Source organism: Thermatribacter velox, from assembly GCF_038396615.1.
Lineage (GTDB): Bacteria > Atribacterota > Atribacteria > Atribacterales > Thermatribacteraceae > Thermatribacter > Thermatribacter velox.
This window is the reverse complement of sequence record NZ_CP121689.1, coordinates 2,024,063-2,047,697: the sequence shown is the minus strand read 5'-3', so window position 1 is coordinate 2,047,697 and position 23,635 is coordinate 2,024,063. Positions and strand designations below refer to the sequence as shown.

29 protein-coding genes are annotated in these 23,635 nt (G+C 48.4%); all 29 read left to right on the top strand.

Features of this window, described 5'->3' with window-relative positions; all coding sequences use genetic code 11:
• Position 1 precedes the first annotated feature (1 nt).
• A complete protein-coding gene (fliE, locus tag QBE54_RS10275) occupies positions 2-304 on the top strand; it encodes a flagellar hook-basal body complex protein FliE (protein ID WP_369018097.1) in 303 nt (100 codons plus the stop codon).
• A gap of 24 nt (positions 305-328) precedes the next feature.
• Positions 329-1,894 carry a flagellar basal-body MS-ring/collar protein FliF gene (fliF, locus tag QBE54_RS10270; RefSeq protein ID WP_369018096.1) on the top strand — a complete coding sequence of 522 codons (1,566 nt, stop codon included), beginning with the start codon at positions 329-331 and terminating at the stop codon, positions 1,892-1,894.
• Positions 1,895-1,901: 7 nt separating this feature from the next.
• Complete coding sequence (fliG, locus tag QBE54_RS10265; RefSeq protein WP_369018095.1) at positions 1,902-2,918, top strand: flagellar motor switch protein FliG; 1,017 nt, start codon at positions 1,902-1,904, stop codon at positions 2,916-2,918.
• Positions 2,911-3,669, top strand: a complete 759-nt coding sequence (locus QBE54_RS10260; RefSeq protein WP_369018094.1) for a FliH/SctL family protein — start codon at positions 2,911-2,913, stop codon at positions 3,667-3,669. The genes fliG and QBE54_RS10260 overlap by 8 nt, the downstream gene beginning before the upstream one ends.
• Complete coding sequence (gene fliI / locus QBE54_RS10255) at positions 3,662-4,990, top strand: flagellar protein export ATPase FliI (protein WP_369018093.1); 1,329 nt, start codon at positions 3,662-3,664, stop codon at positions 4,988-4,990. The genes QBE54_RS10260 and fliI overlap by 8 nt, the downstream gene beginning before the upstream one ends.
• Positions 4,990-5,433, top strand: a complete 444-nt coding sequence (locus QBE54_RS10250) for a flagellar export protein FliJ (protein ID WP_369018092.1) — start codon at positions 4,990-4,992, stop codon at positions 5,431-5,433. Before fliI ends, QBE54_RS10250 begins: the two co-directional genes overlap by 1 nt.
• A gap of 1 nt (position 5,434) precedes the next feature.
• On the top strand, positions 5,435-5,944 hold the full coding sequence (locus QBE54_RS10245) for a lytic transglycosylase domain-containing protein (RefSeq protein WP_369018091.1): 510 nt from the start codon (positions 5,435-5,437) through the stop codon (positions 5,942-5,944).
• The gene (locus tag QBE54_RS10240) at positions 5,944-6,615 is read left to right on the top strand and encodes a MotE family protein (RefSeq protein ID WP_369018090.1); all 672 of its coding nucleotides are present in this window, start codon (positions 5,944-5,946) and stop codon (positions 6,613-6,615) included. Before QBE54_RS10245 ends, QBE54_RS10240 begins: the two co-directional genes overlap by 1 nt.
• A gap of 4 nt (positions 6,616-6,619) precedes the next feature.
• Entirely contained in the window at positions 6,620-8,083 is a 1,464-nt protein-coding gene (locus tag QBE54_RS10235) for a flagellar hook-length control protein FliK (protein WP_369018089.1), read from the top strand.
• A gap of 14 nt (positions 8,084-8,097) precedes the next feature.
• Positions 8,098-8,484 (top strand): flagellar hook capping FlgD N-terminal domain-containing protein, encoded by a 387-nt coding sequence (locus QBE54_RS10230; RefSeq protein ID WP_369018088.1) that lies wholly within the window; start codon positions 8,098-8,100, stop codon positions 8,482-8,484.
• 1 nt (position 8,485) lies between these two features.
• On the top strand, positions 8,486-8,857 hold the full coding sequence (locus tag QBE54_RS10225) for a TIGR02530 family flagellar biosynthesis protein (protein ID WP_369018087.1): 372 nt from the start codon (positions 8,486-8,488) through the stop codon (positions 8,855-8,857).
• Between the two features lie 61 nt (positions 8,858-8,918).
• Positions 8,919-10,145: a flagellar hook protein FlgE gene (locus QBE54_RS10220; protein ID WP_369018086.1), complete on the top strand. Its 1,227-nt coding sequence runs from the start codon at positions 8,919-8,921 to the stop codon at positions 10,143-10,145.
• Positions 10,146-10,196: 51 nt separating this feature from the next.
• Positions 10,197-10,430, top strand: a complete 234-nt coding sequence (locus tag QBE54_RS10215; RefSeq protein WP_369018085.1) for a flagellar FlbD family protein — start codon at positions 10,197-10,199, stop codon at positions 10,428-10,430.
• Entirely contained in the window at positions 10,423-11,238 is an 816-nt protein-coding gene (locus QBE54_RS10210) for a motility protein A (protein WP_369018084.1), read from the top strand. The genes QBE54_RS10215 and QBE54_RS10210 overlap by 8 nt, the downstream gene beginning before the upstream one ends.
• A 7-nt stretch (positions 11,239-11,245) precedes the next feature.
• The gene (locus QBE54_RS10205; protein WP_369018083.1) at positions 11,246-11,974 is read left to right on the top strand and encodes a flagellar motor protein MotB; all 729 of its coding nucleotides are present in this window, start codon (positions 11,246-11,248) and stop codon (positions 11,972-11,974) included.
• A 5-nt stretch (positions 11,975-11,979) separates the two neighbouring features.
• Positions 11,980-12,468 carry a flagellar basal body-associated protein FliL gene (gene fliL / locus QBE54_RS10200; RefSeq protein ID WP_369018082.1) on the top strand — a complete coding sequence of 163 codons (489 nt, stop codon included), beginning with the start codon at positions 11,980-11,982 and terminating at the stop codon, positions 12,466-12,468.
• A 17-nt stretch (positions 12,469-12,485) separates the two neighbouring features.
• Positions 12,486-13,490 carry a flagellar motor switch protein FliM gene (gene fliM / locus QBE54_RS10195; protein ID WP_369018081.1) on the top strand — a complete coding sequence of 335 codons (1,005 nt, stop codon included), beginning with the start codon at positions 12,486-12,488 and terminating at the stop codon, positions 13,488-13,490.
• On the top strand, positions 13,483-14,538 hold the full coding sequence (gene fliY, locus QBE54_RS10190; protein ID WP_369018080.1) for a flagellar motor switch phosphatase FliY: 1,056 nt from the start codon (positions 13,483-13,485) through the stop codon (positions 14,536-14,538). Before fliM ends, fliY begins: the two co-directional genes overlap by 8 nt.
• 47 nt (positions 14,539-14,585) lie before the next feature.
• Positions 14,586-14,984: a FliO/MopB family protein gene (locus tag QBE54_RS10185; protein ID WP_369018079.1), complete on the top strand. Its 399-nt coding sequence runs from the start codon at positions 14,586-14,588 to the stop codon at positions 14,982-14,984.
• 1 nt (position 14,985) lies between these two features.
• Positions 14,986-15,771 (top strand): flagellar type III secretion system pore protein FliP, encoded by a 786-nt coding sequence (gene fliP, locus QBE54_RS10180; protein ID WP_369018078.1) that lies wholly within the window; start codon positions 14,986-14,988, stop codon positions 15,769-15,771.
• A gap of 15 nt (positions 15,772-15,786) precedes the next feature.
• Positions 15,787-16,056: a flagellar biosynthesis protein FliQ gene (gene fliQ, locus QBE54_RS10175; RefSeq protein WP_369018077.1), complete on the top strand. Its 270-nt coding sequence runs from the start codon at positions 15,787-15,789 to the stop codon at positions 16,054-16,056.
• A gap of 1 nt (position 16,057) precedes the next feature.
• Positions 16,058-16,837 carry a flagellar biosynthetic protein FliR gene (gene fliR, locus QBE54_RS10170; protein WP_369018076.1) on the top strand — a complete coding sequence of 260 codons (780 nt, stop codon included), beginning with the start codon at positions 16,058-16,060 and terminating at the stop codon, positions 16,835-16,837.
• Positions 16,838-16,880: 43 nt separating this feature from the next.
• Positions 16,881-17,942 carry a flagellar biosynthesis protein FlhB gene (gene flhB / locus QBE54_RS10165; RefSeq protein ID WP_369018075.1) on the top strand — a complete coding sequence of 354 codons (1,062 nt, stop codon included), beginning with the start codon at positions 16,881-16,883 and terminating at the stop codon, positions 17,940-17,942.
• Between the two features lie 9 nt (positions 17,943-17,951).
• The gene (flhA, locus tag QBE54_RS10160; RefSeq protein WP_369018074.1) at positions 17,952-20,012 is read left to right on the top strand and encodes a flagellar biosynthesis protein FlhA; all 2,061 of its coding nucleotides are present in this window, start codon (positions 17,952-17,954) and stop codon (positions 20,010-20,012) included.
• Between the two features lie 2 nt (positions 20,013-20,014).
• Positions 20,015-20,662 (top strand): flagellar brake protein, encoded by a 648-nt coding sequence (locus QBE54_RS10155; RefSeq protein ID WP_369018073.1) that lies wholly within the window; start codon positions 20,015-20,017, stop codon positions 20,660-20,662.
• A gap of 1 nt (position 20,663) precedes the next feature.
• Positions 20,664-21,716 (top strand): chemotaxis-specific protein-glutamate methyltransferase CheB, encoded by a 1,053-nt coding sequence (gene cheB, locus QBE54_RS10150; RefSeq protein ID WP_369018072.1) that lies wholly within the window; start codon positions 20,664-20,666, stop codon positions 21,714-21,716.
• Positions 21,717-21,729: 13 nt separating this feature from the next.
• Positions 21,730-22,518: a protein-glutamate O-methyltransferase CheR gene (locus QBE54_RS10145; protein WP_369018071.1), complete on the top strand. Its 789-nt coding sequence runs from the start codon at positions 21,730-21,732 to the stop codon at positions 22,516-22,518.
• A gap of 13 nt (positions 22,519-22,531) precedes the next feature.
• Positions 22,532-23,161, top strand: a complete 630-nt coding sequence (locus QBE54_RS10140) for a chemotaxis protein CheC (protein WP_369018070.1) — start codon at positions 22,532-22,534, stop codon at positions 23,159-23,161.
• Positions 23,162-23,635: a chemotaxis protein CheD gene (locus QBE54_RS10135; protein WP_369018069.1), complete on the top strand. Its 474-nt coding sequence runs from the start codon at positions 23,162-23,164 to the stop codon at positions 23,633-23,635. It abuts the gene before it with no gap.

Here is a 23,635-nt window from a genome sequence, read left to right as displayed (position 1 = left end):
GATGGTCGTAGGCAAGGTTTCTGGTGCTTTGCAGGGTATAGAAAGTCGTGAGGTTGCTTCGCTCAAGAAAAGCGATAAAAGCGAGAAGTCCTTCTCAGAGCTGGTGGGAGGCTTTCTGGAAGGAGTAAACGCTCTCCAGAAAGAAGCTGACCAGGCTATTCAGGATGTGGTTCTGGGCAAGGAGGAAAATCTCCACCAGGCAATGATTGCGCTTGAGAAAGCCAACCTGGCACTTGAACTTACCGTTCAGGTGCGCAACAAAGTGGTCGAAGCCTATCAGGAAATAATGAGAATGCAGGTGTAACCCATGAGGAGTCCTCTCGCCGATTTGAGTAGTAACTTTAAAAAAGTTTGGGAAAGCATGAACCAGGGGCAGAGGGTGATTGCCCTTTTGCTTCTGGTGCTTCTGGTTGGAGGTTTGATAACTTTATTCATGTACTCCTCAAAGCCCGATTATGCCTTGCTTTATCGCAGTTTTTCTCCTGAGGAGTCAGGGGCGCTGGTGGATAAGCTTGAGGAGCTGGGCATTCCTTACCGGCTTTCAGATGGTGGTACCAGGATAGAAGTTCCCCAAGATAAAGTTTATTTAGCCCGCATGAAGCTTGCTCAGGAAGGCTTTCCTCAAGCCGGGGTTGGGTTTGAGCTTTTCGATAAAAACACCTTTGGATTAACCAGCTTTTTGCAGAAAGTTAACTATCAGAGGGCCTTACAGGGAGAGCTGGAGCGCACTATTGCCCAGCTTGAAGAAGTGGATGGTGCCCGGGTACACATTACCATGCCCGAAGAGAGTCTTTTTGCAGAAGAGGAAAAGCTTCCCACCGCTTCAGTGGTTTTAAAGCTTCGTCCCGGGACTCGCTTGAGGGAAGACCAGGTCGAAGCCATTGCACGTCTGGTCGCAAACAGCGTGGAGGGTCTCGATGCCAGCCGGGTAACCATACTTGATGACCGGGGGGATATTCTGGCCAGTGGTGGCGGAGAAGAGAGCTGGGGAAGTATCACCAATCTTACTGCCACCCAACTCGAGATGAAAAAAGAACTTGAGAGCGTGATAACTCAGCGGGTGCAGAGCATGTTAGAGGGAGTACTGGGCCGCCGCAAGGCTGTGGTGCGGGCCAGCGTGGAACTAAACTTTGAACAAAAAGAAGGAGAAAAAGAGATTTACCAACCAGTGGCTGGCAATGAAGGGGTTATTCGCAGCACTCAGGAAGAAGAGGAAAAGTACCAGGGAACTCCGGATACCGCAGGAGGGGCAGCAGGTGTGGCTTCCAATATTCCCGTTTACGGTTCAGAAGAAGAGAAACAGAGCGGCAGCTATACCCGAAGAAACGTGACCACCAATTACGAGATAAACCGGGTTTTAGAAAAATATGCTGCTTTACCTGGAGATATCAAGCGGCTTTCGGTTGCTGTCCTGGTTGATAGCACTCTGACTCCTGAAGATGTAGGAAAAATCCGCAGAGTGGTTGAGGTTGCAGCCGGCATTGACCCGGAGCGGGGAGATAGCGTAGTAGTGGAAACTTTGCCCTTCAATCAGGATTTCTGGCAGGAAGAAGAAAGGGCGCTCAAAGCACAAAAGTTTATGGAACTCATAGACCTTGTGGGGCGCTATGGGGTTCCGGCTTTATTGATACTGGTTCTTTATTTCATCGGTCGGAAGGTGTTGGTGGCGGTAACCGCACCCCAGGAAGTGGTTGCAGAGGTTTATGGTGAAGAACCCCTTGAGTATGAAGAGGCTACGGAAGTAACGCCTCTGCGTAGTACTCCTGAGCTGAGTCCTGAAGAAAAAATGCGTATGGAGATTCAAAAACGTATGGAAGAGGAAATTAAAAAGCTGGTAGAAGAAAAGCCTGATGACGCAGTGAAACTAATCCGTAACTGGTTGAGCGAGGAGTGAGTGGTTGATGGCTATCGTTCCTCGTAAGGGTTTAACTGGAAGACAAAAAGCGGCGATTCTTCTGGTGAGCCTGGGTCCAGAGCTTTCAGCTCCCATATTGAAAAAGCTGTCTGAAAACGAAATCGAAGATATCACCCTGGAAATCGCGGCTCTGGAAAAGGTACCTCCCGAGATTCGAGAAGAGGTGATTAATGAATTTTACCACATGGCGGTAGCTCAACTTTATATCGCTCAGGGGGGAGTAGAATACGCAAAGCAGTTGCTTGAAAAGGCCCTTGGTCCCCATAAAGCGCAGGAAATAATCAACAAACTTTCTGCGAGCTTAGAAGTAACGCCCTTTGAGTCTTTGCGCAGAGCAGATCCTCTACAAATTCTCAACTTCATCCAAAATGAACATCCCCAGACCATTGCACTGGTACTCTCTTATCTTAAGCCGGAGCAGTCAGCCGCAATTCTGGGGAATCTTCCAGAAGGTGTGCGGGGAGAGGTGGCCATGCGCCTTGCCCTCATGGACCGTGCTTCTCCGGAGGTGGTTCGGGAGATAGAGTCCATTCTGGAGAGAAAGATTTCCACCTTCCTGGGTCAGGATTTAACCCGGGTAGCTGGAAAACAAAAATTGATAGAAATCCTCAACAAGAGCGACCGAGGTACCGAGAAAAGCATTCTGGAGGCTATTGAGGAAAAAGACCCCGACCTTGCTGAGCAGATTAGGTCTGAAATGTTCGTCTTTGAAGACATTGCTCTGCTTGATGACCGGGCAATCCAGCTTGTACTGCGTCAGGTGGACAACAAAGACCTGGCTTTGGCTCTGAAGGGAGCCTCAGAAGAGGTGAGAGAAAAAATCTTCAAGAACATGTCTCAACGGGCAGCCCAGATGCTCAAAGAAGACATGGAATACATGGGGCCTGTGCGTGCTCGCTTGGTGAACGAGGCACAGCAGAAGATTGTCAACATCGTGCGCAGACTTGAAGAGGCTGGAGAGATCGTTATTGCCCGTGGCGGGGAGGAAGAGATCATTGTTTAGATTTAACCTTTGTAAAGCAATCGTGGTTGAGGATCAAAAAGTCGTGGTTGACCCCGAAAGAAAGGAAGGGATCGGACGCGACGGCATTTCTAATACCGAATTCCCTGGAGGGAAAGCAGGGGTTACAGAAGAAAACCTGGAAGCATTGCGTGCTGCGATAGAAAAAGAGCGGGAGAGCATTTTGCAGGGGGCTCATAAAGAAAAGGTGCGCATCCTGGAAGAAGCTCGGAAAGAAGCACAGGTACTGAAAAAGCAAGGCTTTGAGGAAGGCTTTGTAAAGGGTAGGGAAGAAGCAAAAAAAGAGGCGTACGAAGCATTGCAGAAAAAAATTGCACTTTGGGAAGGCGTGCTTCAGGAAATAAAACGGGTGCGTAAAGAAAGCCTTTTCGATCTTAAAGAGCTTATTCTGGAGCTCAGCTTGGCCATTGCAGAGCGTATTATTCGCAGGGAAGCCAAGCGAGAGCCTTTCTTTGCCAACCTGATTGAGGAAGCCCTTCAAAAGCTCAATCGTCGCGAAAGGGTGGTTTTAAGAGTGCATCCTTTGGATGTTGCTTTGCTGAAAGATATCAAAGAAGAGCTGTGCAGTAGGCTGGACGGTCTGGAATATCTTGAAATCAGAGAGGATGCACGTTGCGCGCGGGGTGATTTTCTGGTGGAAACAGATTTTGGGAGTATAGACGGTCGGGTAGATACCCAGCTTCACTGGATTAAAAAAGAATTGCTGGAGGAGATACAGGGTAAAAATGCTTGAGATCAAACGTCTGAAGACAAAGCTGGAGAGCATTGATACGTTGCGTCTTAATGGAAAAGTACAACGAGCGGTGGGCATCGTCATAGAATCTAAAGGGCCAGCCTGCAAGGTCGGGGAACTGTGCCAGATCCGTTCTCTGGACACCCAGAGTGAAATACTTGCTGAGGTGGTTGGCTTCAGGGATGCACAGACGCTGCTCATGCCTCTTGGCGAGCGAAACGGAATTGAGCCGGGCAGTGACGTGGTGGCGCTGGGTAAAGAATTGCGGGTGAGGGTTGGCGAAGAGCTTTTGGGACGGGTAATCGATGGATTAGGAAAGCCCCTTGATGGTGGGGGTTACATCGAAGGCCGGGATGAATACCCCCTTGACAATGAACCCCCCAACCCCCTGCAGCGGAAGCGTATCAGTGAAGTCCTGCCTATGGGGGTGAAGGCAATAGATGCACTTCTCACCTGTGGCAAGGGGCAGAGAGTGGGTATTTTTGCTGGGAGCGGGGTGGGGAAGAGTACGCTTCTTGGAATGATAGCCCGCAATGCTCAAAGCGACGTGAATGTTATTGCCCTTATCGGCGAGCGAGGACGAGAAGTGCGCGAATTTATCGAAAAGGACCTCAAAGAAGGCCTCAGCAAAAGTTGTGTAGTGGTAGCCACCTCGGATAGGCCTCCTCTGCAGAGAATTAAGGCAGCTTTTACCGCCTGTGCCATAGCTGAGTATTTTCGTGACCAGGGTAAGGATGTGCTCTTTTTGATGGACTCGGTGACTCGCCTGGCCATGGCTCAGAGAGAGCTGGGATTGGCCATTGGGGAGCCACCTACCACCCGAGGATATACGCCATCAGTCTTTGCTTTGCTTCCCAGGTTTTTTGAACGCTTGGGGACTTCTCACCAGGGTTCGATTACCGCTCTGTGCACGGTACTGGTTGAAGGAGACGATATGAACGACCCAGTTGCTGATACAGTGCGGGGAATCCTTGATGGACACATCGTGCTTTCCAGAAAGCTTTCTTTCGAAGGACATTATCCGGCGATTGATGTTTTGCAAAGCATAAGCCGTCTTATGCCCGATATAACCAGTAAGGAACAACAACAGGCTGCTCAAAAGGTGAGAGAAATTCTTGCCACCTATCGGGAGGCAGAAGACCTGATTAATATCGGAGCTTATCAGAGGGGAAGCAATCCCCGCATCGATTATGCTCTGGAAAAGATAGAAGCGGTAAAAGCTTTTCTGCGCCAGGATGTTGAAGAAGTGTTTACCTATGATAGGACACTCCAGCTTCTCTTTAATCTGTTTGAAGTTGAGAAAGACAGCGAGGTGGCTTGATGGGCTACAATTTTAAGCTTCAAAAAGTCCTTGATGTTAAGAAGGTTCGTGAGGAGTTGATTGAAGTAAAATTGGCCGAGCTTGAGAAGCTGGCTGAGCGCCAGCGTAGGGAGCTCATTATCATGGAAGAGGCCAGGAAAGAATATATGGCTCAAAGGACCCGGGAGCGGGAACAGGGAGAACGCCTGGTGGAGGAGGCCTTTTTTGAGAAAATGCTTGATAACCTGGAGCGTAAGATAGAGGAACTCAAAAGTTATCTCCGGGAATTGGAACGGCAAATTGCACAGACCAAAGAAGAGCTGGTCTGCGCTTCCTTAGAGCGCAAGGTTATGGAAAAACTGCGCGAGAAAGATTACCAGGAGTTTTCCCTGAATGTTCAAAAGAGTAACCAGAAACTTCTTGATGAAGTGGCTATTCAAATGTATCTGAGGAGGGAGACCTGAAATGCAGCCAGCTTCCCTCTCGCGAGTTCTGGATAGAGTCAACGAAATAGAGAATCTTCTTTCCCGGGTAAGAAGTTCTTCTGGCACGCCTCTTACTTCTCATCGTGAAGGCAGGGTTTCTTCCAAAAACCTTGAGGAAGGGAGCTCTTTTGAGGCGATACTCAGAGAGTATGCTGATAAGTACCGGATTGACGTGAATTTATTAAAGAAACTGGTCCAGGTGGAGTCAGATGGAAACCCCAACGCTGTTTCACCCAAAGGAGCCATGGGGCTTATGCAGCTTATGCCTCAGACCTGCAAGATGCTGGGTGTGCAGGATCCCTTTGATGTCCGAGAAAATATCGCTGCAGGCACCCGATACTTACGAAGCTTACTCGATCGCTTTGGTAGCTTGGAGCTGGCTCTTGCTGCTTACAACGCAGGACCGTCAAGAGTTGAGGCTTATCAGGGGGTGCCTCCTTTTGAAGAGACCCGGACCTTTCTTAGGAAAATCTTAGGAGGGTATTACTGATGGTTGTTGCACAGCAGGAAGTGCAAAAGATGGCCCGGAAGGCAGGATCCCAGAAAAAAAATGCTGTGGCTCGCTCTAAGGGGAAGAAGGGGAATCAGTCTCAAAAAACAAAAAAGAACCGCAAGAAAGCAGGTTTTGTAGATACTGTTTTTCCTCTTTTGATTTTCATGGTAACCCTGGTTTTCTTTCTCAATTTTGCAGGAATTATTAATTTGCCCTTTTTGAAGCCAGTTATGTCTGTAAAGTCTGGAGAAGGAAATCCGGTCGAAGCAGTGGAAGAAACTCCTCTCGTTTCTGAAGAAACACCGGAAGAAGAGATATACCCCGGTCCAGATCTTCCCAGAGTGAGTCAGGGTGAAGAAAAGCAGTCGGTACTGCCTGAGGTGGAAGAGCCACTTCCTGCTTCGCAAGCAAGTGAAAGTGCTTTGCAAACCGGAGTAGAGGATTCCACCCCTTCGAGTGAAAGCGAACAGGAAAACCTGTGGCGCCTGGCTAAGATTTACACAGCTATGGAGCCGGAGGAAGCAGCCCGGCTTTTGGAAAAACTTTCCGATGAGGAGGTGATTCGGATATTTTCGGTGATGAAAGAAAGGAACGTGGCTGAGATTTTGAGCATTTTTCCCCCAGAGCGGGGTGCAACACTTATTCGCAAAATGATGGAAGGGAGGTGAACTGATGGAACTGGGATTGTTTGCTCTTTTGCCGGAGCAAAATGTTGCCATCGAAAAAAGGGAATGGCCCGAACAAGTTACTGAGGAGAAGAAGCTCGAGACCGGGGATTTCGAAACGATGATAAACGAACTTGTGGCTGGGTCAGGTGTTGCCGCAGAACAGAGCAGTATTTTCTCTACCCAGATCTCGAGTTCAAAGCGTTGTAGCACTGAAAGCACAGGAGGAGCCCTGGTAGAGGCAGTAACCCCAATTACCAACTGTCCTTTACCAAAAAGCTCCTGCGCCGGCACGCAGAGCAGCTTGCCAGGTACTGCTTTTGGTGCTGCAGCACTGGATCCTCTTCTGGCATTGGACCTTGAAAATGCTGTTTCAGAGTTCCTTGATGAGGTGCAAAGTCTTAACTTCAGTGTTGATATGGGTGAGCTGGGCAAGGTGGAATTGAGTGGCGGAAGGAATGAGAGTGGAGAATTTCAATTCCAGATATCGGGCAGCAAGGAAGCGCTTGCTCGTCTGTTGGGAAGGGTTCTGGCAGCAGTGGCCGGTTTCGCTGGTGGAGAAAGCGCTTCAAGCAATGCCGGCAATTGCGGAGTTTCTGGTTGCGGTGCTGCCTGTTTGGACAGTTCCTGTGTTCAGGATACTCTGTTAGAGAGTGTAGCTGTTCAAGAAGACGTTGAAGAAGCGGTTATCACGGGAAGTGTAGCTCCCTCGGAGGTAGACGCTGTTCTCCTTGTAGAGGAGGCCCAACCCTTATCGGTGGAAAACGAGCCTTCACATATTGAAGGTGAAGGTAATTTCGAGACAAATCCCGGAGAAAGCGTTGTTTCTGAGGCTAACACCGGTTCTGAGCAGGTTCCAGAAGGCAAAACTCTGTTTGGTGTCCAAAATAACCAGGCTGCTACTACTCGTGAAGCTTTGGACCGTAGTGGGGTATTCATGGATCAGAAACCGGATGTAAATACCCAGAAGAAAGACTCTATCAGTGGAGAAAACCTTACCGTCTTTGATGCTCACAGCACAAAATCTGGAGAAGCTTTTACTGGAGAGGTACTTGAAGTGCACGTGAAATCAGATGCCGATATTGAGAAGCTGTTTGATCGGGTTTTCCAAGTGCTGAGCACAGAGAAAGGAGAAAAACAGGTAACCATTCAGCTTGAGCCCAAAGAATTGGGCAAAATCGTGGTTTTGCTCACCGAACACGATGATAAAATTCGCTGTATCTGGCACGTGGAACATCCTGAAACCAGAGCACTTCTTGAAGAAAATCTGGCACTACTCGAGGCCCGGGCTGCAAGCCAGGGCATGAATCTGGAGAGTTTTGTTAGCCAGCAGAACAACTCCTCATATGGCAGGGAAGAGTTTGATAATTTTGCAAGTTTTCCCCGGCAGTATAGCCTGGATGAGGAGCTTTCTCGGCGGGATTTTCCGGTTCAGTTCTGGTCAGAGGGAAGGCTGAACCTGGTTGTTTGAGGGGGTGTGGCTAAATGATACTACCGGTGGAGAGTGCTACGTATTATACCGGGAGTGGAAAGGTCCAGGAAAATCAGGATAAAAGAGAGCTAACCCACCACGATTTTTTGCAACTTCTGGTGTGTGAGTTGCGCTATCAGAATCCCCTGGATCCCATGCAGGGAAGCGAGTTCGGTGCCCAGCTGGCTCAGTATTCTACTCTGGAGGAAGTGCAGAATACCAATAATTCACTGCGGCAACTCTTGTTTCTTGAAGGAGCAGCCCTGGTTGGGAAAAGAGTGTCGCTGGTTGGTGGCGAAGAGGGAGTGGTGGAAAGCGTGAGTCTGGGCGAGGATGCGCTGACGCTTAGTATAGGGGGTAGTGAGTATTTGCTATCCGAGGTCCGGGAGGTTCTTGAGTAACGTGGTGCGAGAGATAGGTTTCAACGACCGCTGGTTGACAGAAAATATCACCAATAAGACACCACTTTCCCGTGTCAGAAACTTGCAGCAAGGCACTTCTCGCTTTGAAAAATTCCTGCAAGAGGAAGAAGTGCGTTTTTCCCTGCATGCTCGCCGCCGCATAGAGGAGCGAGGGATAAGCCTGGATGGAAAAACTACAGAACGCTTGCAGGAAGGTATTTCCAGAGCCGCTGCCAAGGGCAGCCAGACTTCGCTGGTTATCGTGGACGGTGTGGGATTTGTGGTCAGAGTGCCTGAGAAGACGGTTTTGACCTGTATGGAAGCTTCTCAGGAGAAAGTATTTACTAACATTGATTCAGCAGTAATTATTTAAATTGAATTTAAAGGGGCTGGACCGCTCAGTCGGGGGTCCCTTGAGGGGAGGTTGACGGCGTATGATGCGTTCTCTGTTTGCCGGGGTTTCTGGCCTGAAAAATCACCAGACCCGTATGGACGTAATTGGTAACAACATCGCTAATGTGAATACGGTGGCCTTCAAGGCCAGTCGGGTTACTTTTGAGGATATACTTAGCCAGACTATTGAAGGGGCGAGGAGTCCCGAAGCCGGAGGATTGGGGGGTGTGAACCCCAAACAGGTGGGATTGGGTACTGCCATAAGTAGTATCGATACCATATTTACGGCAGGTAGCCTGCAGACCACCGATAATCCCACCGATTTTGCCATTCAGGGTTCGGGTTTTTTTGTGGTTAGCGATGGTGAACAAAATTACTACACTCGTGATGGGGCCATGAAAACCTCTGCTGATGGTGCACTGGTCAACAGCAATGGGTACCGCCTTCAGGGGTGGATGGCTGACTCAAGCGGCAATATTGACACCACCCAGGCCTTACAGGACATCATTATTCCAGTGGGGACTCAGATGAGCCCTAAAGCTACCGGCAATGTGGGTCTCGAGGGTAACTTGGATGCCAACGCGGCAACGGGAGATAGTTATTTCACCAGTGTCCAGGTTTATGATTCTCTGGGGAATGTGCATAACCTAACCATTACCTTTGAAAAAACTGCCAACCCTAACGAGTGGACCTGGGAAGCTACTCTGGATGGCGGTGCACCCAGCTCGGGCGGCTCGGGCACTCTTGCTTTTGACCCAGCAACTGGTGAAGTGAGCTCAGGAGGCACCGGCAGTGCAACGTTCACGATTACTGGAGCTGAAGACCTTAACCTGAATCTGGATTTCTCGATTCTCACTCAGTTTGGAAGTCCTTCCACTGCTTATGTGGCTTCACAGGACGGCTACGAGGCAGGGTCGCTCGACATGGTAACTACTGATTCAAGCGGAGTAATCACTGGTATTTTCACCAATGGTCAGTCCAAGCCCCTGGCTCAGATTGCCCTGGCTACTTTTTCCAATCCCGCGGGCCTGCTCCGGGTAGGTGGTAATTTGTTTCAGATTTCTAACAACTCTGGCTTGCCCAGCGTCGGTCCTGCAGGAAGCGGTGGTCGGGGCAGCATCGCGGTGGGGGCGCTGGAGATGTCCAATGTGGATTTGGCCCAGGAGTTTACCAGCATGATTGTTACTCAAAGAGGTTTTCAGGCTAACTCAAAGGTAATAACCACTTCTGACGAGATGCTCCAGGATTTGATAAACATTAAACGTTAGTGATTTTTCCGGGGTTCCCTCTTAAGAGGGAACCCCGGAAGGGGGAAAAAGATGATTGCAGTTACTCGTTTTAACGGATCGGTTTTTGTGGTGAATTCAGATTTAATCGAGACCATTGAGGCTACTCCGGATACGGTAATTACTTTGGTTACCGGAAAAAAGTACGTGGTTCAGGAAAAGGTGGAGGAAGTGATAGAAAAAATCATCGAATTTCGACGTAAAAGTGGCATGGCCCGGATATTAATTAGTGAAATTCACTCTGAACGGGGGAGAGAGAATGGATAAGGCTACCCTTATTGGTCTTGCACTGGGAGTGGTTTTGCTTTTCTGGGGAATGCTTGGTTCGGCAGATTTTCAAGTTTTTATAAGCATTTCTTCAGTTTTAATTACCGGTGGGGGAACCATAGCAGCGACTATGATCAGCTTTCGTTTTGAGCAGGTGATGAAGGCATTCCAGCTCTTCCAAATTGCCATGAAAGAGAAACTCCCTTCCTCGCAAGAAGTCATTTCTGTCTTGGTTTCACTTGCTGAAAAAGCTCGCAAAGAAGGACTGCTGGCACTTGAGGAAGAGTCGGAACGCTTTGAAGACCCCTTTTTCAGAAAAGGTATTCAACTGGTGGTCGATGGTACTGACCCTCAGTTGGTGAAGAGCATCCTGGAGACCGAACTTCTCTTTCTCGAGGAACGCCACAAATTAGGCCGCTCCATTTTTGAGACCATGGGTACCTTTGCCCCCGCTTTTGGCCTTATTGGAACTCTCATTGGCCTGGTAGCCATGCTGGTTAACCTTGATGACCCCAAAAAAGTCGGACCTGGTATGGCAGTGGCACTTTTGACCACCCTGTATGGAGCCATCATCGCTAACCTTTTCTGTCTTCCAGTGGCTAACAAACTTAAGTTGCGAAGTCAGGAGGAAATCCTGCTTAAAGAAGTTATCATCGAAGGTATTCTGTCTATTCAGGCTGGAGATAATCCGCGCATTGTTGAGGAGAAGCTCAAATCCTTCTTTGCTCCTCAGGTTAGGGAAGCATTTGAGCGGGAGCGAGAAACCGGAGAGCGAGTTATAACTTTGAGAAGAGAAGCAGGAGGTTGATGGAAAAATGCCAAGGCCCAGAAAGAGTGAAGAAGCACCTCCGGGTGCGCCCTTGTGGACTCAAACCTATGGCGACTTTATGTCGCTTCTACTTTGTTTTTTTGTTCTTCTTTTTGCGTTGTCCACTATTGATGTGGCTCGCTTTAAAGAGGTCATCTCCTCTATCCAGGGTGCGCTGGGTGTTTTGGAGGGTGGCCCCAGAGTTTTACAGCCCTCGGATATCCCGGTTCCTAAGCCCCCTACCCAGATTAACCCTTCGGGCCTTGTGGAGTTAAAATTGGCTGGTCTCCAGAGAGAGATTGAGAAAAAGCTCATTGAGGAAAAAGCGATTTCTCCTGAGAAAGTGGATATCAAGATTGACGAGCGTGGTTTGGTAATTACCTTTCTGGATAACGTTTTCTTTGACTTGGGGAGTGCCGACTTGAGGCCGGAGATGATTCCGGTTCTGCACGCAGTCGCCGATGTTTTGAAAGGCATTGACAATTCGGTGCGTATTGAAGGACACACGTGTGATTTGCCTATCAATACGCCCCGCTTCCCATCCAACTGGGAGCTGTCCGCAGCCAGGGCCATTGCAGTCCTGCGCTACTTTGTTGAGGAAGAAGGGATGTCTCCTGAGCGTTTGATAGCCGTGGGTTATGGGCAGTATCGTCCTTTGGTCCCCAACCTTGATGAGGAACACCGAAGAAAAAATCGTCGGGTGGAAATAGTAATCTTGCGTGGAAAGGAGGCGTAAACACCATGCCAGAAGAAGTAAAAGCTCAGGAAGCGGAAGAAGTTTTAGAAGAGGAAAAAAGCTCTTCTCCAATGAGAAAAATCATGCTTTTTGCCACCCTGGGGCTGGTTGCTTTTATGGGTTTTTTCTACGTTAAGCAGAGCGGTCTATTGCAAAAATTTCTGGGAGCAAGGGAGGCTAAGCCCAAACCACCCCTCGTTTACACTTTTGACCAGCAATTTCTGGTCAACCTTGCTGATAAAGATGTGTTGCGCTATGTTAAAGTGGTGCTGGGTGTGTCCACTCGCGATCAAAAAGTTATCGATGAGATTAAAAAGCGCATGGTGGAAGTTAGAGACGCCATCATTCTGGTGATCAGTTCCCGAAATTCTGAAGAGCTTCTTAAGCCAGAAGGGAAGGAAAAACTGAAGCGCGACATTGCAGAAACGCTTAACGGCCTTTTAAGCAGTGGGGAGGTAGAAGAGATTTATTTTGTTGACTTTGTGATGCAGTAATCACGAGGGCGTGAGGCATGAGCAAGGAGATTCTTTCTCAGGAAGAAATTGATGCACTGCTTAAGGCCCTTACTGAGGGAGAAGAAACCGCTGAGGCTGTTAAGCAGGAAATAGAGAAAGAAAAAGTCTCGGAGAGGCGGGTTAAGGTCTACGATTTCAGAAGGCCAGAGCGGTTTTCCAAAGACCAGATCCGCACTTTCCACATGATATTTTCGGCTTTTTCACGCCTTGCTTCCACCAACCTGGCGGCTTTTTTGAGGAGCAGAGTACAGATTAACCTTCTTTCCGTTGATCAGCTCACTTATGATGAATTTGTGCGTTCAGTGCCCAGTCCAACATATTTGTGCATTTTTTCCATGCTGCCACTTGAGGGAAGATGTCTGCTTCAGATTAGCTTGGATATCGTCTTTTTGATGCTGGACCGCCTTCTGGGAGGCCCGGGAGGGGTCCCGGCTCATATCCGAGCCCTTACCGAGATTGAAAACCGAATCATGGGTGGCATTATGGAGAGAGTCATGATGGCTATGACCGAGGCCTGGAGTAGCATTTACAGTATTGAGCCCCGGATTGAAGCGATGGAGTCTAACCTGGAATTTGTGCAAATTGTATCCGGCAACGATATGGTGATTCTCTTTAGCTTTGAGATTGAAATAGGAGATCGACAGGGAATGTTGACCGTTTGTATACCGTATATCGTGGTTGAGCCGATTACCAGGAGTTTGAGCGCTTCGCTGTGGTTTGCTTCTCGGAAAAGCAGTGATCCAGAGATCCAGAAAAACGTGGAACGCTTGATGGGTAAAGTGAAACTCCCTATTTCCGTGGAGCTGGGAAGAACCAACATTTCTCTCGGCGACTTTCTGGAACTCGAGGTGGGGGATGTGGTGGTGCTTAATCAGAGGATTAACAAGCCGCTTAATATCCGGGTGGGTAAGAAGGTGAAAATGGTTGGTGTTCCTGGGCGTGTAGGCAATAGAATTGCGGTGCGGGTAGACCGCTTGAAGGAGGAAACGAATCATGAGTGAAGAACTCTTGACTTCTCAAGAAAAAGATGTGTTGGGGGAAATATCCAACATTTCCATGGGTTCTGCGGCCACAGCCTTGAGTGGTCTTTTGGGAAAAAGAGTGGAGATAACCGTTCCTCGAGTTGAAGTAGTTTCTTCGCAGGAAATGGATGCCTTTTTCCCGGAAGAACATATTATGGTAAAGGTGCTCTATGCAGAGGGTTTGCGAGGAAGTAATATTTTGCTCATCAAAAACGAAGATGCGAAAGCCATGGTTAGTCTCATGATGGGTGGCGATGGGAAAAGCGATCTTCCTCAGGAGATTGACGAGCTGGGAATCAGCGCACTTGGTGAGGCCATGAATCAGATGATGGGTTCTGCTTCAACAGCACTTTCTGATTTTTTGGGCCTTCGAGTAAGCATTTCTCCACCGGAGGTAGTTTTTGAGAATGTTTCTGAAGCGGAAAAGAGATGGGTAGAGGAGCAGGGTGAAGAATCCCTGGTGGCCATCACCTTTCGCTTGGTGGTGGAAGATGTCATCGATAGTTCCATGATACAGCTGGTTCCCTTGAGTCTGGCCAAAGAAGTTGTTAGCTCACTTCTTCCTGGGGAAGAAGTTGTGGTACCCGAAGAAACGAGCGAGGAAGAGGAGAAAGCAGAACTTGAAAGTGGTGGTGCCGAGGAGACTGGCGCGAGGGAAGAGGAGCAACCTCCCGAGAAAAAGAGTAAGCCTACCGTTGAAGCAAAAAAGGTGGAATTTGCTGAATTTAAAAAACGAGAAGAAGCGGCCGAAAAAATTAACCTGGAATTACTCATGGATGTGAGCTTACCCGTGATTGTAGAGCTGGGAAGGACTCGCCTTGCTATAAGCGAGATTCTGGATTTAGGCCCTGGCTCCATCATTGAGCTTGATAAGCTGGCTGGTGAGCCGGCAGATCTCTATGTGAATGATGTTCTTTTTGCCCGTGGTGAGGTGGTGGTGATTGAAGAGAATTTTGGGGTGCGGATTACCGAGATTATAAAACCTGAAGAGCGCATTAAATCATTAAAAGAAGCGAGGGCTCAGTAATCGTGAGGTTACTCCGGGTTTCCTGGTTGTTTTTTTTGTTCCTACTTTTGGAAAGAGCAGCTTTTGCTCAGGATGAACTCGAGCTTCCTGAGGTTGCTCCTCCTTCCTTTTCAGGGGGGGTCGATGTGCTCAGGGTAGCTCTGGCCTTCCTGTTTGTTATTCTGTGTTTATGGGGTCTTTACTACTTTCTGAGGCGTTTTGCAAGGGAAAAACCCCGTCTTGCCTCCTCTCGGTACATGGTGTTGCTGGATTTTTTTCCGGTCAGCCAGAAACTCTCGATGTACCTTTTTCGGGTTGGAGAACGGGTAATCATGCTGGCTCAGAGCGGAAACACGGTTCGGGAGGTTGCGGAATTCCAGATGGAAGAGCTCGAGGAGCAAAAACCCACGTCGTCCGGTTTCACTTCCTATCTGGATCTCATTCTGGGGCGGAGGAAGAACGATTAGTATGAAGGGCTGGTCACCTTTTTTGAGAATCAGGAAATACTTTTACTGGGTGGTACTGCTTGGTTTGGTGCTGGCTACCTTTGGTTCAGCCCTGGCTCAGGAGACTCCCCTTTTTATCCCCCGCATTTCCATTGAACCCCAAACTGCCGAACAACCTGAACAGTTCGTGTTTACTCTGCAGGTTTTGATTTTTCTGACTGTTTTGAGTCTGGCTCCAGCCATTTTGATTCTGCTCACTTCTTTCACCAGGATTGTGGTGGTGCTGGCTTTTGTACGCAATGCCTTGGGTTCTCCTCAGATACCCCCCACTCCGGTTTTGATAGGACTGGCCCTGTTTTTAACCTACTTTGTTATGGCGCCTACTTTCTCTCAGCTCAACCAGGAGGTATTAACGCCCTTTATGGATGGTGCTATCACCCAGAATGAGGCTCTCAACAAGGGAGAAGCTATTCTGCGCGATTTCATGTTCCGCCAAACCCAGGAAAAAGATCTGGCACTTATGGTTTCTCTGGCTAAAATTCCCCGGCCCAGAAACCGCGATGAGGTGCCTACTTACGTCCTCATTCCGGCCTTTGTTTTGAGTGAGTTGAAAATTGCTTTCATGCTGGGGTTTATCATCTACGTTCCTTTTCTGCTCATTGACATGGTGGTGGCCAGCATTTTGATGTCCATGGGGATGATGATGCTTCCACCGGTGATGATTTCTCTTCCTTTCAAGATACTGCTTTTTGTGTTGGTAGATGGCTGGGAATTGATAACCCGGGGCCTGGTGCTCTCAGTCCGTTAGTTGAGGTGAGAACAGTTGCTGGAAAGCTTGGTACTGGAAATCGGAAGGGAAAGTTTACTGCTGGTCATGAAAGTTGCCCTACCCATACTGGGTGTGGCACTACTTGTGGGTATTCTGGTGAGTATCTTCCAGGCGGTTACCCAGATCCATGAACTGACCCTCACCTTCGTACCCAAAATCCTGGCGGTGTTTCTCATTCTGGCTTTGCTCGGCCCCTGGATGTTGCGGGTTTTCATGGATTTTGCGGCGGGTCTTTTCTGGAATCTGCCTTCTTTTATCAGGTGATATGAGCTACATCTTGGAAGTTCTGGCTAACAATATCTTGCCGTTTATCCTGGTCTGGGTGCGCTTTTTGGGTCTTTTTTTGATGGCTCCAGTTTTGAATTCTCGCTTTATTCCTCCGCTGGCCAAAATCGGTCTTGCTTTCCTGGTGGCGGTCATGGTTTTCCCTCTTGTGGATTTTCCCCAGAGCTGGACAGCCCTGGATGCTCGCTATTTGACAGCTGTTTTATCGGAGAGCCTCACCGGCTTTGTGCTGGGATTAATCGTATCCTTTGTTTTTGCTTGTATTCAGATTGCCGGCGAGATAATCGATTTTGAGATGGGATTCAGTTACGTTAATGTAGTTGACCCTCTTTCCAACCTGGGCGCTTCAGTGGTCGGTCAGTTTTACCTGATGCTGGCCACTCTTTACTACTTGGGCATTGACGGTCATCACCTTGCTTTGCGGGCATTGGTACACTCTTTCCGCTTTCTTCCTCCGGGGAGTTTCTTGCTGGGAGAACACCTGCTTGCTCCTTTTCTTAACCTGGTTCAGGAGGTCATGGTAGTAGCCCTACAGATTGCGGCTCCAGTTATGGCAGCTCTCTTTCTAACCAATCTTACCCTGGCAATCATTTCTCGGGCCATACCCCAGATGAATGTGTTTGTGGTAGGTTTACCTCTTAATCTGGGAATAGGAATTTGGGTTATCCTTTCTGCTTTGCCTTACTTTTTACCTGTTTTGGGGCGAGTTACCGAGCTTTTTGTAGGAGCGCTTCTGCGTTTCCTGTCTCCTGCAGGCTGAAATTTGGCAATTAAATTTATCTGCAATTTGCAGGTGATGATTTATGCCGGCTCAGGAGAAAACTGAAGCCCCAACGCCAAGGCGCAGAGAGGAACTGCGGAGAAAAGGGCAGGTTCCAAGGAGCGTAGATTTCAGCACCGGTTTTGGATTCTTGGCCACCTTTTCTGTGGTGAGCTTTCTGGTTACTTCACTGATGCAGCAGTGGGAAGACTTTACCAGCACTTTCTGGATGAGTGCTTTCCGGCTTGAAGAAAGAGGCGTGGAATGGACTCTGGACCTTTTTAAGACCGTTTTTCTTTTCTATGCCCGGATGGTGGCGCCGGTGGTGCTGATTGCTGCAGGAATGGGCCTTTTCCTGGGTTTTTTGCAGACTGGTTTTGTGGTTTCCTTTGAGAAGTTAAAACCCCAATTTCAATATGTTAATCCTTTGAAGGGTGTGGAAAGGCTTTTTTCGCTACGCACTTTTATGGAGTTTTTGAAAGTGAGCTTGAAGGTGCTGCTTGGCATAGCACTTGCTTATCTCATTCTCAAATCAGTACTACCTGGGCTTTCTACGCTCTCCTTTATGGAACTCCGCTCCGCTCTTTTCCTGGTTGGTGGCGTGGCGAAGAAGCTGGGTTTTTCTCTGGGGGCTTTATTTTTAGGTATCGGTTTCTTCGATTTTTTCTACCAGCGCTTTGAGTATGAGCGCAATATCCGGATGACCAAAGAGGAACTCAAAGAAGAACTCAAAAAAACCGAGGGTGATCCCCTGGTGCGTTCCCGAATACGCTCCAAGCAGCGAGAGATAGCTCGTCTGCGCATGATGCAGGAAGTGCCCAAAGCACAGGTAGTGGTTACCAACCCCACCCATGTGGCTTGTGCACTGCGTTACGAGCGTGGCGTGATGAGAGCGCCGGTTTTGGTGGCCAAGGGCAAGAATTTTCTGGCCCAACGCATCAAGCAAATTGCCAGGGAGCATGAAGTGCCCATTGTCGAAAACAAAAAGGTGGCCTGGGACCTTTATAAATCCTGCAAGGTCGGGCAGGAAATACCGGGTTTTCTCTATCGAGCGGTTGCCGAAATCCTGGCCTTTGTTTACAGGCTTAAAAAGAGCAGGGTTTGAGGTGAAAATATGGACAGCGTGAAGACTCTGGTCAGGACTCTGGAAAGTGGTAAAAAATACAGCGATTTCATTTTCGCCTTCGTTTTTATACTGATTATTTTGATGATGGTCATCCCGCTTCCGCCATTTGTGGTTGATTTTTTCCTTAGTTGCAACATCACTCTGGCGGTGCTGACTTTACTTTCCACCAGTTATGTCACCAATCCCCTGCAATTTTCAGTGTTTCCCTCGCTTTTACTTTTTGCTACGCTCTTTCGATTGGCGTTGAATGTCTCCACAACCAGGTTGATTTTGCTCCATGGTTATGCTGGAAAACTTATCGAAGCCTTTGGACACTTTGTAGTGGGTGGCAACTACGTAGTGGGGTTCATCATTTTCCTGATTCTGGTAATTATTCAGTTTGTGGTTATCACCAATGGAGCCAACCGTATTGCTGAGGTTGCTGCCAGATTTACTCTGGACGCTATGCCCGGAAAACAGATGAGTATCGATGCTGACCTCAATGCTGGGCTTATTGATGAAAATGAGGCCAAGCGTCGCAGACGTGAGATAGAACGCCAGGCGGAATTTTATGGAGCAATGGATGGTGCCAGCAAGTTTGTGCGCGGGGATGCCATAGCCGGCCTTATTATCACCCTGATTAACTTTTTGGGCGGAGTGATTGTAGGGAGCATGCAGCGAGGGCTTTCCATGAACGAAGCCCTGCAGACTTACGCGCTTTTAACGGTGGGCGATGGTCTGGTTGCCCAGATTCCAGCTCTTTTGATTTCCACTGCCAGTGGTTTGATCGTTACCCGGGCAGCGAGTGAAGACAATCTGGGTAAAGATCTCGCTCGAGAAATAACCCGTACTCCCCGGGTTTTGATGATTGCTGCTTTCCTTTTGCTGGTTCTGGGTCTTCTTCCAGGCTTACCAAAAATTCCCTTTTTCCTGCTCTCTCTTGGATTAGCTGGTTTTTCCTATTTGCGAAGCAGAGCCAAAGTGGAGGAAGCAGCGGCTTCTGTAGAAAAGACGCCGGAGATTGAAGAGCTTCCCAGAAGCGTGGAAGATATTGCCCAGATGATCGAGGTGGACCCCATCGAGCTTGAGGTGGGTTACGGTTTGATACCGCTTGTGGATCCTCAATCTGGTGGAGGGCTATTGCGCAGGATCACCCAGATGCGTGTGAACCTGGCCAGAGAAAAAGGTTTCGTTGTTCCGCCGATAAGAGTACGTGATAATCTACATCTCCAGCCCAATGAGTACGTGATCAAGATACGGGGTGTGGAAGTTGCTCGGGGAGAAATTCTACCCAACCACTATCTGGCCATTCACCCTGAAAGCAGAGAAGTCAAAATCGAGGGCATTCCCACTAAGGAACCGGCTTTCCAACTCCCCGCCTACTGGGTTAACGAAACCCGGCGGGAAAAGGCCGAAATGATGGGATTCACGCTGGTTGACCCCGAATCGGTGCTGATTACCCACCTTTCTGAGGTGGTTAAAAAGCATGCGCACGAGTTAATCACTCGTCAGGATGTCCGCCTGCTCCTTGAGCAGGTGAAAAAGACCAACCAGGCGGTGGTGGAGGAACTTATTCCTTCCCTGATGACAGTTGGAGAGGTTCAAAAAGTGTTGCAGTATCTCCTTATGGAAGGCGTTTCGATTCGGGATTTGCCTATGATTCTGGAGGTCCTGGCAGATTACGCCCCACAGAGTAAAAACATTGAAGACCTTACCGAAATGGTGCGCAGAAGGCTGGGCAGAATGATTGTGAGGCAGTACATTACCGGAGATGGCAAACTGCACGCTCTGGCACTTGATGCATCTTTAGAGCAGAAAATCCTGGGAGTAATTGAAGGGAGAGAAACCATCGATCCTGAGAGGTTCCGCAAGGTATTGCAGGGGGTTTCTTCTGGCATAGAGTATCTGGTAAATGCGGGTTATTTCCCCTTGCTGGTTGTAACTGGTAAAATTAGGAGAGGTTTCCGAGACTTGATTTCTGGCTATCTTCCTCAAGTGGTGGTCCTCGCCTTTGAGGAAGTACCCAGAGACGTGGAAATCAAAATCGAGCGTGTGGTACGGAGTGAGTAGTCTTGGAAGTAGAAAGGATTTTTCAAGTTAACCGTAAAGCGAGCATCGGGGTTTTGTGGAAAGGTTCTCATGGTGAAGATACATGGCGCTTTTATCCCAGCAGGATAGAAAGCATCAGAAATAATGAAGTTTGGTTTGCTGCTCCTCAAGAGCGAGGCACACTGGTTCCGATTGGCAAAGGGGATCCGGTGCAGGTTTACATTGTGGGTGACAACGAAATCTTTTTCTTTGAAGGGAAAGCAAAAGAGCGTCAGCGCAAGGGAAATCTGGCCTATTTGATTCTGGAGCTTCCTCAAAAGGTGGTGCGCAAACAGAGGCGTAACTATGTTCGTCTGGATATTTCTCTGCCGGTCTGTGTGCGGGATGAGGAATCCCTGGTAGAAGGCTTGACCAAAAACATAAGCGGGGGCGGAATGCTGGTTTCCTTTGGAGATCACAAAAATCCCTTTCCTGCCGATGCTCAGGATTTGTTTTTCATGATTGGTCTTCACAACGGCCAGGATATCTTTGGCAAGGCGCGTGTGGTACGCAAGGAAGACCCTTCTACCTATGCTTTCGAGTTTACCGATATTCAGGAAGCGGATCGAGAAAAGATTGTGAAATTTATCTTCCAGAAGCAAATTGAAATGAAAAAGAAAGGACTGGTTTGAAGTGCGAAAGATCAGAGCAATGGTTGTTGATGATTCAGCGTTTATGCGGCGCATGATAGGCGATATTCTGGAAAAAGCTGGCATAGAGGTGATTGCGGCGGCACGTGACGGTGTTGAGGCGCTGGAGAAACTCAACGGGTTTACACCGGATGTTATTCTCCTTGACGTTGAGATGCCCCGCATGAATGGCTTGATTTTTCTTGATGAAGCCATGCGTAGAGGTCCTTATCGGGTGGTTATGCTCAGTGCCTTAACCGGGGAGGGAAGCCAGTATACCATTGAGGCACTGGAGCGAGGAGCTCTGGATTTCATCCAGAAACCTTCGGGAAGCATCTCTCTGGACATCGAAAAAAAGGCTGAGGAGATTGTGAGTAAAGTAAGGGCTGTGGTTGAGGTCCCGCTTGAGAAGCTGCGGGATTTTAAGGCGCTAAGGTTTCCTTCAAGGGAAGCTGGTAAAGTTGAAAAAGGAATGGCAGGAGGTGAAGCCATAGCGGAAAAACTGGTTTTCATTGCTTCTTCTACGGGTGGTCCCCGTGCCTTGAAAGCACTTTTTGCTGGTCTCCGAAACCTCAAAAAAAGCTGTGCAGTCATCGTACAACATATGCCAGCAGGTTTTACGACTCGCTTTGCCAAACACCTTGACGATATTGCTCCTTTTTCAGTGATTGAAGCCTCCGGTGGTGAGCTAACCTGGATTAACCGGGCTTTTCTGGCTCCTGAGGGGAAGCACCTTTTGATGAAAGAGGACAAAAGCCTAGTTTTAAATGATGACCCACCAGTTGCCGGGCTTAAGCCCTGTGCGGATCTAACACTGCTTTCTGCGGTAAAGGCTTTTGGAAAGAACATTCTGGCAGTGGTGCTGACTGGTATGGGGAAGGATGCCCTGGAAGGTTGTCGGGCCGTAAAAAACTCTGGAGGAAAAGTGGTGGCTGAAAGTCAGGATTCAGCGCTCATTTTTGGCATGCCTGGGGCAGTGGTCAGGGAGAACCTGGCTGACTGGGTACTTCCCCTGGAAGCAATTCCTCGGGTAATTCTTGAGTGGGACGAAGCGTAAAGGAGTGAGACTTTTGTTTTCGAAGGCAGAGCTGGAACGTTTGCGCCAGGCAGTCCTCAAGAAAACGGGTCTGGACCTTGGGTATTACAAGGAGAACCAGCTTCAACGCAGGTTAAAATTTATCATTCAAAGGGCTGGAGCGAAAGATGTAGAGGAGTATGTTGAGCTTTTTTTAACTCGTCCTGAGGTGGTTGAGGAATTTAGAAATCGCTTTACAATCAATGTTTCCGAATTTTTCAGGAATCCCGAGAAATTTGAAGAACTCGGAAAGAAAATTTTGCCCGACATCCTGGCCAGAAAGAACTCCTCAGCCCTGCGGGTTTGGAGTGCAGGGTGTTCCATTGGAAGTGAGCCCTACTCTTTGGCTATTCTTTTTGAGGAAAAAGGTTTACCTGGTGGATACCAGATATGGGCCACCGATGTTGATTATGATGCTCTGGAAGAAGCCAGAGGGGGGGTATACAGCAAAGACTACCTTAAGAATGTTCCTTCAGAGCTTTTTAAGAAATACTTTGTGCCAGAGAGTGAAAACCGGTTTGCGGTACGGCCGTTACTTAAAAGACACATTGTTTTTGAAAAGCACGATTTGCTGAGAGACGAAGTCAAAAAACGCTTTGACCTTGTGGTGTGCCGTAATGTGGTTATTTATTTTGAAGATGAGGCAAAGGAAATCGTGTTTGATAAGCTCGCTCAATCTCTGGAGCGTGGGGGGTATTTGTGGATTGGAAGTACTGAGCGCATAAACAATGCACAAAAATTTGGTTTGCGGTACGTTTCTCCTTTCTTCTATCAAAAGGAATAGGAGTTGTTGTGCGGTGGGGCTTTCTTTCGATAATCTCAACGATTTGCAGCTTGATGCTTTAAGGGAAATAGGGAATATTGGGGCTGGCAATGCAGCGACCGCTCTTTCCAAGATGGTGAACAAAAAAGTTACCATGACTGTTCCCCGGGTCGCTTTGTTGCCTATTAAAGAGGTCCCTAACTGGCTGGGAGGTCCGGAAAAAGAGGTGCTCGGGGTTTACCTTGCTGTTTCCGGGGAGGTAACCGGGCATATTCTGTTCATAATGACGGTGGAAAACGCTTTAAAGCTGATGCGTATGTTGCTTGGAGACTTGGCACCATCTGACATCAGTGCGGTTTTCGAGCCCGACGAAATGTCAGCTTCTGCCATGAACGAAATTGGCAATATTCTTGCTTCTTCCTATCTTACAGCACTTGCTGATTTTACGGGGTTACGCCTGGATCATTCCGTGCCCTCTTTGGCTGTGGATATGGCTGGTGCGGTGGTGGACTTGATTTTGATAGAAATTGCTAAACACGGTGATTACGCTCTGTTGATTGAAACCGAGTTTGTGGAAGAAGAAGACCACGTGGAAGGCTACTTTATGTTGATTCCAGATACTGGTTCCCTGGAAATTATCCTGAAAGCGCTGGGTGTAGTGTAGATGAAAAAAAGTTCCATAGGAATGGCAGAATACAAAGTGAGTAAAGACCCGGAGGAGGTTCTGTGTATTCTGGGTTTAGGTTCCTGCGTTGGTCTTTGCCTCTATGATCCGGTGCGCAAAATTGGTGGTATGGTACACATTCTGCTTCCAGAAAAGATCGAGAAGCAAAACAACCCCTTTAAGTTTGCTGAAACTGCTCCTCAAGCGCTGCTCGAGGAAATGAAAAGGGAAGGGGCCTTAAAAAGGGACATTTACGCCAAGATATCTGGTGGGGCCATGATGTTTTCGGGTTCCAATTCCCTTTTTGATATTGGACAGAGAAACGTGGAAATGACCAAAAAAGCCCTTGCGGAGTTGGGCATACCTATCAAAGCAGAGGAAGTTGGTGGCAAAAAAGGAAGGAGCATATTTTTTTACGTGAAGGATGGAAAACTGGAAGTGAGAGCTATTGGGAGGGAGATCATCACTCTTTGA